13 protein-coding genes and 1 riboswitch are annotated in these 12137 nt (G+C 42.3%); of the genes, 11 read left to right on the forward strand and 2 right to left on the reverse strand.

Annotation, left to right across the window (positions count from 1 at the left end; all coding sequences use genetic code 11):
- Positions 1–18: 18 nt before the first annotated feature.
- From K6V43_RS07875 to K6V43_RS07890, 4 genes are all read left to right on the forward strand, one after another.
- On the forward strand, positions 19–972 hold the full coding sequence (locus K6V43_RS07875) for a class I SAM-dependent methyltransferase (RefSeq protein WP_222382522.1): 954 nt from the start codon (positions 19–21) through the stop codon (positions 970–972).
- A 49-nt stretch (positions 973–1021) separates the two neighbouring features.
- Positions 1022–2209: an acetate/propionate family kinase gene (locus K6V43_RS07880; RefSeq protein ID WP_024404782.1), complete on the forward strand. Its 1188-nt coding sequence runs from the start codon at positions 1022–1024 to the stop codon at positions 2207–2209.
- A gap of 123 nt (positions 2210–2332) precedes the next feature.
- Positions 2333–2422, forward strand: a riboswitch (THF riboswitch).
- A gap of 41 nt (positions 2423–2463) precedes the next feature.
- Positions 2464–3015, forward strand: a complete 552-nt coding sequence (locus tag K6V43_RS07885; RefSeq protein ID WP_222382524.1) for a folate family ECF transporter S component — start codon at positions 2464–2466, stop codon at positions 3013–3015.
- 54 nt (positions 3016–3069) lie between these two features.
- On the forward strand, positions 3070–4326 hold the full coding sequence (locus K6V43_RS07890; protein ID WP_222382526.1) for a folylpolyglutamate synthase/dihydrofolate synthase family protein: 1257 nt from the start codon (positions 3070–3072) through the stop codon (positions 4324–4326).
- Between the two features lie 43 nt (positions 4327–4369).
- On the opposite strand, the gene pepA is transcribed toward K6V43_RS07890, so the two are convergent.
- The gene (gene pepA / locus K6V43_RS07895) at positions 4370–5431 is read right to left on the reverse strand and encodes a glutamyl aminopeptidase (protein WP_222382527.1); all 1062 of its coding nucleotides are present in this window, start codon (positions 5429–5431) and stop codon (positions 4370–4372) included.
- A 448-nt stretch (positions 5432–5879) separates the two neighbouring features.
- Between pepA and K6V43_RS07900 the strand changes: the two genes are divergently transcribed.
- Genes K6V43_RS07900 through ytpR form a run of 4 tightly spaced genes read left to right on the forward strand, consistent with a single transcriptional unit; the run spans position 5880 to position 8123 of the window.
- A complete protein-coding gene (locus tag K6V43_RS07900) occupies positions 5880–6164 on the forward strand; it encodes a DUF4651 domain-containing protein (protein ID WP_024383185.1) in 285 nt (94 codons plus the stop codon).
- Positions 6161–6481: a thioredoxin family protein gene (locus K6V43_RS07905; RefSeq protein WP_024375735.1), complete on the forward strand. Its 321-nt coding sequence runs from the start codon at positions 6161–6163 to the stop codon at positions 6479–6481. Before K6V43_RS07900 ends, K6V43_RS07905 begins: the two co-directional genes overlap by 4 nt.
- Before the next feature lie 43 nt (positions 6482–6524).
- Complete coding sequence (locus K6V43_RS07910; RefSeq protein WP_222382529.1) at positions 6525–7481, forward strand: DUF1002 domain-containing protein; 957 nt, start codon at positions 6525–6527, stop codon at positions 7479–7481.
- A gap of 18 nt (positions 7482–7499) precedes the next feature.
- Positions 7500–8123, forward strand: coding sequence for a YtpR family tRNA-binding protein (gene ytpR, locus K6V43_RS07915; protein WP_172017856.1), 624 nt, complete (start codon positions 7500–7502; stop codon positions 8121–8123).
- A 34-nt stretch (positions 8124–8157) separates the two neighbouring features.
- Here ytpR and K6V43_RS07920 read toward each other — a convergent pair whose 3' ends face one another.
- Entirely contained in the window at positions 8158–8937 is a 780-nt protein-coding gene (locus K6V43_RS07920; protein ID WP_222382531.1) for a DUF2785 domain-containing protein, read from the reverse strand.
- An 87-nt stretch (positions 8938–9024) separates the two neighbouring features.
- On the opposite strand from K6V43_RS07920, the gene K6V43_RS07925 reads away from it, so the two are divergent.
- The 3 genes from K6V43_RS07925 (at position 9025) to groL (ending at position 11985) form a co-directional block, all read left to right on the forward strand.
- Positions 9025–9420: a single-stranded DNA-binding protein gene (locus tag K6V43_RS07925; protein WP_105126473.1), complete on the forward strand. Its 396-nt coding sequence runs from the start codon at positions 9025–9027 to the stop codon at positions 9418–9420.
- Between the two features lie 569 nt (positions 9421–9989).
- Positions 9990–10271 (forward strand): co-chaperone GroES, encoded by a 282-nt coding sequence (groES, locus tag K6V43_RS07930; RefSeq protein ID WP_024404081.1) that lies wholly within the window; start codon positions 9990–9992, stop codon positions 10269–10271.
- Between the two features lie 91 nt (positions 10272–10362).
- The gene (gene groL / locus K6V43_RS07935) at positions 10363–11985 is read left to right on the forward strand and encodes a chaperonin GroEL (RefSeq protein ID WP_222382533.1); all 1623 of its coding nucleotides are present in this window, start codon (positions 10363–10365) and stop codon (positions 11983–11985) included.
- The last annotated feature ends 152 nt before the right edge of the window (positions 11986–12137 follow it).

Below are 12137 nucleotides of genomic sequence, written 5' to 3' on the forward strand. Positions count from 1 at the left end.
ATTTGTTAAGATAAGAATATGAAATATGAAAAAATTGAACAGGCCTACAACCTGCTTTTAGAAAATGTACAGACGATTCAAAATCAACTTGGGACCAATATTTATGATGCTATGATTGAGCAAAATGCTACCTATGTAGCTGGTCAACATGAAACCGAACTTGTTCTCAACAACAATCAAGTTTTGAGAGAATTAGCCTTGACAAAGGAAGAATGGCGTCGTGCTTACCAATTCTTGCTCATTAAAGCTAACCAGACAGAACCGATGCAGTACAACCATCAGTTCACACCTGACTCTATCGGATTTATCTTATCTTTCCTTGTAGACCAGTTGGTTTCTACTCCAAGAGTAACAGTTTTGGAAATTGGTTCTGGCACAGGAAACTTAGCTCAGACCATTCTCAACGCCAGCCAGAAGGAATTAGACTATTTAGGGATTGAAATAGATGACCTCTTGATTGATTTATCGGCTAGTATTGCGGATGTCATGGGAGCAGCTATTTCATTTGCTCAGGGAGATGCGGTACGTCCGCAGATTTTGAAAGAAAGCCAAGTGATTTTGGGAGATTTGCCTATTGGCTACTATCCAGATGACCAGATTGCTAGCCGTTATCAGGTAGCCAGTCCAAATGAACATACCTACGCACATCATTTGCTCATGGAACAGTCCCTCAAATATCTGGAAAAAGATGGATTCGCTATTCTCTTGGCTCCAAATGATTTGTTGACTAGTCCGCAAAGCGATTTACTGAAAGGCTGGTTACAGGAGCAAGCCAATATTGTTGCCATGATTGCCCTGCCACCAAATCTCTTTGGGAAGGCTGCTATGGCCAAGTCTATTTTTGTCTTGCAAAAGAAAGCTGCAAGACCGTTGGCGCCGTTTGTTTATCCCTTACAAAGTCTTCAAGAACCAGAAGCTATTCAGAAGTTCATGCTCAATTTCAAAAATTGGAAGCAAGAGAATGCAATTTAAGTGAAAATCTGTTATACTAGTTAGGAAAACGCTTTAAAAGAGGTAAGATATGTCAAAAACAATTGCAATTAATGCAGGTAGTTCTAGCTTAAAATGGCAACTTTATCAAATGCCAGAAGAGACAGTATTAGCAGCGGGTATTATCGAGCGTATCGGCTTAAATGATTCTATTTCCACTGTTAAGTATGATGGAAAAAAAGAAAGTGAAGTATTAGATATTCCTAATCATACAGTTGCAGTTAAGATTCTTCTTGAAGATTTGCTCAAACACAATATTATTGCAACTTATGAAGAAATTACAGGTGTGGGACACCGTGTTGTTGCGGGTGGAGAATACTTCAAGGAGTCAGCGGTTATTGGTCAAAAAGAGATTGAGCAAATTGAAGAGTTGAGTGCCTTGGCACCCCTTCATAACCCAGCACACGTAGCAGCGATGCGCGCATTTGAAGAAGTATTGCCAGAAGTATTGAATGTAGCTGTTTTTGATACTGCTTTCCATACAACAATGCCAAAACACGCTTATCTCTATCCGATTCCACAAAAATATTATACAGACTATAAAGTTCGTAAGTATGGTGCTCATGGAACAAGCCACTTCTATGTAGCGCATGAGGCAGCAAAAGTTTTAGGTCGTCCGATTGAGGAATTAAAATTAATTACGGCTCATATCGGAAATGGTGTATCCATCACTGCTAACTATCATGGTGAATCTGTGGATACGTCAATGGGCTTCACACCTCTGGCTGGTCCGATGATGGGAACTCGTTCAGGGGATATTGATCCTGCTATCATTCCTTATTTGATTGCGAATGTTGAAGAGTTGAAAGATGCTGCAGACGTTGTTAACATGTTGAATAAACAGTCAGGCTTGTTTGGTGTATCTGGTCTTTCAAGTGATATGCGCGATATTGAAGCAGGCATCCAATCTCACAATCCAGATGCAGTATTGGCCTACAATATTTTCATTGACCGTATTAAGAAATTTATCGGTCAGTATCTTGCAGTTTTAAATGGTGCTGACGCCATCATCTTTACAGCAGGAATGGGTGAGAATGCTGCTGCAATGCGAAATGATGTCATTGCAGGTTTGTCTTGGTTTGGTATTGAGTTGGACCCAGCAAAAAATGTATTTGGCAACTATGGTGACATTTCAACGCCAGAATCAAAAGTTCGTGTCTTGGTTATTCCAACGGATGAAGAATTGGTTATTGCGCGTGAAGTTGAACGCTTGAAATAATAGTAGGAAATTGGCAGTAACCCTGTCAGTTTTTCTTATAGTCAGTAACTGTTAGGAGTAATAGATTTTGGCAATTGGTCAAACTGACCTCGGTATGATAAAATAGACTAGCAAAGAAATTTGCACAGAGTAGGTGGTTTGCGTTAAGTGTATGTGGATGGGATGTTGCCACATAACGAAGCGTCAGCGCGGTAAACCATTGCATCCGCTGTCGAATGAATACGACAGCTCCATTTCTTAGAAGGAGCGTTTTTATGGAAAAGAAAATTCCAAAACTGACTGTGCAGTTATTGACTGCCATTGCAGTGACCCTTGCCCTGGTCATGATTGTAGAGAACTATTTCTCAATCCGTCTTTCGGACACTTTGCAGGTTCAGTTTACCTTCATTCCCAATACTATTTTGGGAGCTATTGCGGGTCCAGTTTGGGCAGCTGTCTTTGCAGCTATTTCAGACCCAGTCTTTGTCTTGTTTAGCGGACAAACTGTTCTCTTTACTTGGATAGTAATAGAGGCGGTATCGGCTTTTATCTATGGCTGGTTCTTTTATCAAAAACCACTAGATATGAAAAATAAAGCTGACTGGTTCTATGTTGCTGGGGTTGTTGTTTTGATTCAGGTTGTGATTTCCTTTATCATGACACCGATTGCCCTCCATTTCCATTTTGGAACACCTTGGATTGCTTTATACAGTAGTCGCTTGATTAAGGCGGTTTTTGAAATTCCATTACGCATTGTCGTAACCATGCTTGTCTTACCAAATTTACAAAAAATACCCGAGTTCGCAAAACTAGTGGGTATTAAATAATATAGTATCCAGCAACAGGTCATCCCCCTGTTGCTCTTTTGTAGAGGTGAAATGATGAATTACCTAGAAACTCGCCGGTGGCTATCGAATCGTCCTGCATCAGATTTAGAAAATGGTGTTGCACGTGTCAACTGGCTCTTGGAGCGCTTGGACAATCCCCAGCATCGTGTACCAACGGTTCACTTTGTAGGAACAAATGGTAAGGGATCGACCCTTAATGACCTGCAGTTTATCATGCAAGCTTCTGGGTATACCGTTGGCCGGTTTACATCGCCGTCTATCATTGATTTTCGAGAACAGATTGTCTTTGAGCAGGAGATGATTTCAGAGGAAGATTTTGCGAGGATTGTGACAGACTTGCAACCCTTGATTGATAACTTGGACCAGACAGCAGAACTAGACGCCATCTCAGAGTTTGAGATTGTTGTAGTGGCTATGTTTGTCTATTTTGCTCACTACCAGCATCCCGATATTCTTTTGGTGGAGGCAGGCATGGGCGGCTTACTGGATGCCACGAATGTCTTAAGTCCATTGGCGGTAGTGTGCCCCTCTATTGGTCTAGACCATCAATCCTTTTTAGGGGAGACTCATGTTGCTATAGCCCGTCACAAGGTTGCTGTTTTGCGTGAGCGGGTCCCCCTCCTCTATGCGACCGACCAGCCAGAAGTGGAGGCGGTATTTGAGGATCACGCCAGTCAGCTTCAGAGTCCGACCTATGCGGTGGGGCGGGAGATTCTTTTGGAAAATAGCAGAGCAGGCTTTGCGGTTTCAAGCCCCTTCGGCCGTGTTGAGGATTTGAGGCTACAGATGCAGGGGCGTCACCAAGAGGTCAATGCAGCCTTGGCAGTGACCACAGCTCAGCTTCTTAGCTCACATTTTCAAAAGATTACCAATGAAACTATCAGCCAGGGCTTGTCCCAAGCCATCTGGCCGGGGCGCTTAGAATTGATGAAACCAACGCTTATGATTGACGGAGCCCACAATAATGAAAGCATCGCCGTCCTGACCCAGCTCTTAGAGGAAAACTATGCCGATAGAGACATCGAAATCCTCTTTGCAGCCATCAATACCAAGCCTGTGGATCAGATGTTATCGCAGCTTAGCCAATTTGGACCTGTTAGCGTGACAACCTTTGATGATTTCCGTGCGGTACAGCTGGATGATTATCCGTCAGGTTATGAACGAGTTCAGACCTATCAGGAGTGGTTGGAGCAGGCGGACTTGGACAATCCCAAAAAACTTTACCTGATTACAGGCTCGCTTTACTTTATTACTTATGTGAGGAAGTACATTTTAGAAGAGTTTATATAGAAAAAGGCTTTGCCGGGCATTCTACCTAGCAAAGTCTTTTGTTTTAATAATTTTTAATCAAATCAACCGTTGAGCGATCTAGCTTTTTAACGATAGCTTGCAAGAAGGCTTGGGCCTCTAAGAAGTCATCCATGCTGTAGAGAGTTTGATGTGAATGGATGTAGCGAGCGCAGACACCAATAGTTGTTGATGGAACACCATGATTTTTTAAGTGGGCTGCACCAGCATCTGTTCCACCTTTCCCGCAGTAGTATTGGAATTTGACCCCTGCTTCTTCGGCAGTTGAGAGGAGGAAGTCTTTCATGTTTTTTAACATGATATGACCTGGGTCGTAGAAACGAAGTAGAGTTCCGTCACCAATTTTTCCTTGGTCGCCATAAATATCGCCTGCAGGCGAGCAATCAACAGCAAGGAAAATATCTGGATTGAACTTGGTTGTAGAAGCATGAGCTCCACGTAGACCAACCTCTTCTTGTACATTTGCCCCAGCAATCAACTGATTTGGTAAGGTTTGACCCGATAGACTTTCCAGTAGTTCGGTCACCATAAGAACACCGAAGCGGTTGTCCCAAGCCTTAGAAATAACATTTTTTCCGTTGGCTGTTAGAATGGTTTCGTTTTTGGGAACCAAGACATCCCCCGGACGAACGCCGAACGCCCAAGCTTCGTCATAATTGGCAAAACCAGCATCGAAAATAATATCCGCAATGGCAGGCATGCCAGGAGCATTAGCCCCACGAGAAAGATGGGGAGGCACTGAACCTGAAATGGCAGGAATGGTTCGACCGTCCTGTAGTTGAAGCGTGAAGGCTTGACTGGATACAACTAGCGGATTCCAGCCTCCCAGCTCGACAACACGGAAAGTACCGTCTGGCTTGATTTGGCTAATCATAAAGCCGACTTCATCCATATGTGCAGCCACTAGGATACGAGGAGCATTTTCAACAGTTGTATCCTTGATGCCAAAAATTCCACCTAGTCCATCTGTTTCGATGCGGTCTACATGCGGTGTGATTTTCTGGCGGATGTGGTTGCGAACCTGTCCTTCAAATCCCGGTAAGCTTTGCAATTCTGTAACTTCTTTAATTTTTTTAAAAAGAGTCATACTTCTTCCTCCATGACATGATTACTACTATTTTATCACGAAGAGCTAGACTTGTCTTGAAAATATAGAAAAATATGGATAGTATTGACAAGAATGATTGAAATTTGCTAGGATAGAAATGCCCCTCAAAATAGAGAGGAGGTGATTGCTAAGTGTGGGAAGCATTTATCACAGTTTTTCTTGTACCTTTGTTCGTCAGTTTTCTAACAGTTTTGTTTGAAAGATGGCTCAACAATCGTGACAAGTAGGCCCCAGGGGCAAAATAAAACCCTCAACGCTGGGAACGTTGGGGGCTTTTTGATTGCCAAGTGTTGACAAACATTTATCACTGTAAGACCATTCTATCTATTTTTTAGTCTTTTGTCAAGTGGTGTGAGTTTGTCTCAGCTGTCACAAGTTCAATGGCATTTTTGGGAAAATTCCGAGGAAATATGATAAAATAGTCAACATGAAAAAGAAAAAGACAGCCTTGCTAGCAGGCTTATTGGGGGCAGGTGTGCTCACCGCTAGTGCTCAATTTTACCGTAAAATCCAAGAAGACCGTAAAAAAGCACAGGCCTTGCAGGAGGTGCGTGACTTTTTCGCTGATTTAGGAGAGATTGCCACGGTCTATGTGGATGAAACAGCTTCTACGCAGACAACTCTTATCGGAGGGGTTGTGATGGAGGCAGGACAGGTATTTCTATTTGAAAATACCCAAGGTTCTATTCAATACAGGGAGGAAGAAAGATGATTTTTCCAACAAATCTTGAAGAAGTAGCTGCCTTGATTGAAGATGGCAAGCCAACTGTTTTTCTATTTGTGACGACTTGGTGTGGAGATTGCCACTATATCAAACCGCATTTGCCAGCTATCGAAGAGGCATTTCCAGATTTCCGTTTTGTGCAACTGGATCGAGATGACTTTATGCCTTTGGCACAGGAATGGGCAATTTTAGGCATTCCAAGTCTGGTTGTTTTAGAAAATGGTAAGGAAATCGGTCGTTTTGTCGATAAGAATCGCAAGACCAAGGAAGAAATCATGAACTTCTTATCTGGACTGGGTAGATAAATTGGCAGAGCAGCTCTGCTATGTCCAAAAGAAAGGAAAGAACATGAAGAAATCACTAGGAAACATCCTTCTAGCACCTGTGGTGCTGGGGTTTAGTTTGAGTCTTGCTCCTTTGGTGCAGGCTGAGATTCAAACAGATGTTATCAATGAAAAATGGGGCAAGCCAACACTGGTCTATGGTGGCGGTTTGTCAGATGCGCAGGCGACAGAGGTTAACAATCTATTTGGTATTTCGGATGTCAATAATGTCAGTCGTCAGGTGGTTGTTGGCGCGGATATGGACCAATATTTAGGTACATCTGGAGCAGATACAGCTTCCCTCTATTCATCTGTCTTGGTGCAAAAGCAGGATGCTGGAAAAGGGGTTGTGGTGGATATTAAGACGCCACAGAACATCACCTTGATTACCGAAACACAGTATGCCAATGCAGCCATTACAGCAGGTGCGTCGGATGTCTTGATTGATGTAGCTTCTCCGATTCAGGTAACGGGGGAGTCTGCTTTGACAGGTGTTTACAAGGCTCTTGTGGCCAATGGTGAAACAGTTGATACAGCCCGAACCGAAGTAGCTCAACAAGAGCTAGAGACAGTCAATGAAGTGGCGACGGCTCATACAGGTGACTCTAATTTTGATAGTTCAGCCTTGGATAAGGCGGTAGCGGAAATCAAGACTGCTCTTGCCGACTACAAAAAGTCCAATGGTCAGGTAGCTTCTGAATCAGACATCAATACTATTATTAACGATGTCTTGGCCAATAACGGTTTGGAAAATGTTATCACAGCAGATGAAGTTTCAAAATTAGTTACCTTTGCCAAAGCCTATCAGGAAACCTCTGCTATTGATTCGGCTGAGGTTGCTGCCCAGCTCAACCAGTTCAAGCAACAGGCGGAGCAACAAATTTCGGAAGCCTATAAGAATTTACAAGATTCAGGGATTTTAGAAAAAATCGGCGCCTTTTTTGAAAATCTATGGAAAGGCTTGACCGGTCTATTTGCATAAAGGAGAAATGAAAAAGAAATGATTTTTACATATAATAAGGAACACGTTGGCGATGTTCTTATGGTGATTGCGGCTGAGGACAAGGGGCAGGCTGTCCAGTTTGAACGCAAGGGTCAAGTGGCGCGTGTTTTCTTAGAAGAAACTGGAAAAACAGTGGCCTGGAATATCTTTGATGTATCGAGCCTGATTGAGCTTGCTGGAAATGGCCAAGTTTTCCTAACAGACGAACAAGTTGCGACCTTGAATGCAGCATTAGCAAAAGAAGGCTTTACGGAAAGCCTGGTTAACGACAATGCTCCAAAGTTCGTAGTCGGTCAGATTGTGGAATTGGTTCCTCATCCAGATAGCGACCACCTCAATATCTGTCAGGTCAATGTCGGTGACAAAACAGTGCAAATCGTAGCTGGTGCCCCAAATGCTACCCAAGGATTGAAAACCATTGTGGCTCTTCCGGGGGCAATGATGCCGAGCGGTAGCCTGATTTTCCCAGGGAAATTGCGTGGTGAGGATAGCTTTGGTATGATGTGTAGTCCGCGTGAATTGGCACTACCAAACGCACCACAAGTCCGTGGTATTATTGAATTAGACGACTCCGCGGTGGTCGGAGAAGCTTTTGATTCAGCAAAACACTGGAAGGGATAGAAAAAGAAGAATTGGTCAATTTTGGCCAATTCTTTTATACTAGCTTGATTTTTCTTTCAATAGCTTCCAGGATGTCAGTAGTTAAGACCTGTTGTGATTTGAGTTGGAAATAGAGACTGGACAGGAAATGTTGGAGATTGAGCCACCGGAAGTAGTCTACTGGTTCTTGGTTGGGAAAGTCTAGTTCGTTCATCCATTCTGTCAGCTCTTGGCTAGTTACTTTTTCATTCAGCAAAAGGTAGACAGGGATTTGTGCTAAGCGAATTTCCTCTCCAGCTGTGAAGGTTTGATTCTGTTTAGATAGACAAGTAAGAATGGCTTGCCATACCTCTTTGCTTTTTTGGACAGGAAATTTGGTGTGAAAGCTTGCGGCCAACAAAAAATCAGCCCCATGAGCAGCGGTGTGTATCCAGCCGAGTTTTTCATCATAACCAGACCAGTCATTTTCAATCGCCAAATAATCCAAGGCCTGTTGAAAAAGTAGTTCGCGGTCCTCGTCATTTAAAAAAGCATGATAAATAGACTCAGAATCATTATCAACAGACAGCAAAAGACAGTAAAGCAAGCAAGTAAAACTTCGTTTTAGTGTGGGTGCTTCTAGGGAAAATGGCTTGGTGTCCTGTGAATATTGAAGCAATTCCTGTGCTTGTTCTCTTGTAATCAAACCATTTAGACAGATGTGGCAAAAACTAGCATAAATCAGCTCGTCGCGTATAGTAGGGTCTGGATGACCGATGTTTTCCAGCAACCAGCTGATCTCCTGATTGGTATAAGGTTGGGTAGATTGGAGCTTTGAGCTAAGGATATTTTTCATCTATTTTTCTCCTTTTTCATCATTTTATCATCATTTTATCATCATTTTATCATCTTTCCTACGAATAAATAAGTAGGAGGATAAAAAATGTATAATAAAATCATTGCAATCGGTCGCTTGACGGCCCAACCGGAACTGACTCAAACGCCAAATGGCAAAAATCTGACTCGTGTTACAATTGCTGTGAATCGCCGTTTCAAAACAGAAAATGGCGAGCGTGAGGCAGACTTTTTGAATGTTATTTTCTGGGGAAAACTGGCGGAAACACTTGTCTCTTATGGCAGTAAAGGAAGTTTAATTTCTATTGATGGTGAATTGCGGACGCGGAAATATGAAAAAGACGGCAGCAACCACTATGTGACAGAGATTCTAGGCCAGTCTTTCCAATTGCTTGAAAGTCGTGCTCAACGAGCTATGCGTGAAAATAATGCGAATGATGATTTGGCAGATGTGATTTTGGAAGAGGAAGAATTGCCGTTTTGATGTCATATCAGTCCCAAGACCGATGGAGCGTATTGAAAAATAGGTTATACTTTAGTCAATCCTAAATATTTTTCATATCTCCTTAAAGACACCGACAAAAGTTGGTGTTTTTTGCTGTTCATTTTCTATATTTCCACCATTCTACTAGCATAACAATCAGTGACAATAGGATAACGCCATAAAAGAAAAAGATGAGGTAATGGGGATGGGAAAAGAAAAATATCCAGATTAACCAGAGCAGATAGGCGAATATCATTTTCCCCCAAAAGCCTAATTTTCGTTTTAAAAACCATTCTGCAAAACTTTCGTGGGCAGAAAATCGACTTTCAAGGTAATCTGTTTTTAAATGTCGAAAATAGTTCATTACAATCCCGCTTTCACTTCTTTTAGACAATAGTATAGCATATGTTTACAAAAATTATAATGCAAATTATTTTTCTCAGACTTAGGGTGGATTTTCACGAAAAAGAGATAGAATTTTCTTGACTATTTTTGACCAAGTGATACAATAGGAAATGTGAATTAGCACTCATACGTATAGAGTGCTAAAAATACCAGGAGGTAGTAGAATGTTAAAACCATTGGGCGATCGTATCGTCGTAAAAATTGAAGAAAAAGAACAAACAGTTGGTGGATTTGTCCTAGCAGGTGCAAGTCAAGAAAAGACAAAAGAAGCAAGTGTCCTAGCGATTGGACAAGGAATTCGTACCTTGAACGGAGACCTGGTAGCACCTGCTGTGGCAGTTGGTGACACAGTGTTGATTGATGCTCATGCAGGCTTGGAAGTCAAAGACGGTGACCAGACCGTTCACATCATTCGTGAAGCTGATATTTTAGCAATCATTGAATAAGAAACTAATAGAAAAGGATTTGAACCCGCTTGTGAAATTGTAAGAAATGTGAAGTAGGATTTTTTATTGATTTAGGCGGGAGGGTATAATTATGGCAAAAGAAATTAAATTTGCAGCAGATGCTCGTGAGAGCATGGTTCGTGGTGTCGATATTTTGGCAGATACGGTCAAAGTAACCTTGGGGCCAAAAGGTCGCAATGTTGTCTTGGAAAAAGCTTATGGATCACCACTCATTACAAACGACGGTGTGACCATTGCTAAAGAAATCGAGTTGGAAGACCATTTTGAAAATATGGGTGCTAAGTTGGTATCCGAAGTGGCTTCAAAAACCAATGACATCGCTGGTGACGGTACAACAACTGCAACTGTTTTGACACAAGCGATTGTTCGCGAAGGCTTGAAAAACGTGACTGCAGGTGCCAACCCAATCGGTATCCGTCGCGGGATTGAAGCAGCGGTTGCAACAGCAGTTGAGGCTTTGAAAGCGCAGGCCAATCCAGTTTCAAATAAAGAAGAAATTGCTCAAGTCGCAGCTGTTTCTTCACGTTCTGAAAAAGTTGGTGAGTACATTTCAGAAGCTATGGAGCGCGTGGGCACAGATGGTGTTATCACCATTGAAGAATCTCGCGGTATGGAAACAGAATTGGATGTGGTTGAAGGTATGCAATTCGACCGTGGTTATCTGTCACAATACATGGTAACAGATAATGAAAAGATGGTGGCTGAACTTGAAAATCCATTCATCTTGATTACCGATAAGAAAATTTCTCATATTCAAGATATTTTGCCACTTTTGGAAAGCATTCTCCAAACCAATCGTCCATTGTTGATTATTGCTGACGACGTGGATGGGGAAGCCTTACCAACACTTGTACTTAACAAGATTCGTGGTACTTTCAACGTAGTCGCTGTTAAGGCGCCAGGATTTGGTGACCGTCGTAAAGCTATGTTGGAAGATATTGCTATCTTGACAGGCGGTACAGTGATTACAGAAGATCTTGGTTTGGACTTGAAAGATGCGACCATTGAAGCACTTGGTCAAGCAGCTAAAGTTGTGGTCGACAAAGATGGTACAACCATTGTTGAAGGTGCTGGAAATCCAGAAGCCATTGCCAACCGTGTCGCTGTTATCAAGTCACAGATTGAGGTAACCACTTCAGAATTTGACCGTGAAAAATTGCAAGAGCGCTTGGCTAAATTGTCAGGTGGTGTCGCTGTCATCAAAGTTGGTGCTGCTACTGAGACTGAGTTGAAAGAAATGAAACTCCGTATCGAAGATGCCCTCAACGCAACTCGTGCCGCAGTTGAAGAAGGAATCGTAGCCGGTGGTGGTACAGCTCTTGTCAATGTTATCGATAGCGTAGCGAAATTACAGTTGAAAGGCGACGATGAAACAGGACGCAATATTGTCCTTCGTGCCTTGGAAGAACCAGTTCGTCAGATTGCTTATAACGCAGGTTATGAAGGTTCAGTTATCATTGATAAACTGAAGAATTCAGAACTGGGCATTGGCTTTAACGCAGCGACAGGCGAATGGGTCAATATGATGGATGCAGGTATCATTGATCCTGTTAAAGTAACACGTTCAGCCCTTCAAAATGCAGCTTCTGTAGCTAGCTTGATTTTGACAACAGAAGCAGTTGTTGCTAACAAACCAGAACCAGCCGCTTCAGCTATGCCACAAGGTATGGATGGAATGGGAATGGGTTACTAATTAGATTAAAGGAAACACAGTCGAAAGACTGTGTTTTTCTGTGTTTTTCGGTAAATTCTCAAAGTAAGTTCTAGTTCCCGTTCTTCCAGAAGTTACTCTGAGAAAACTGCATAAAATCAACAGAATTTAGTCTCAGACTAAGTTCTGTTTTT

It is taken from the genome of Streptococcus suis, from assembly GCF_019794615.1.
Taxonomy (GTDB): Bacteria; Bacillota; Bacilli; order Lactobacillales; family Streptococcaceae; genus Streptococcus; species Streptococcus suis_AI.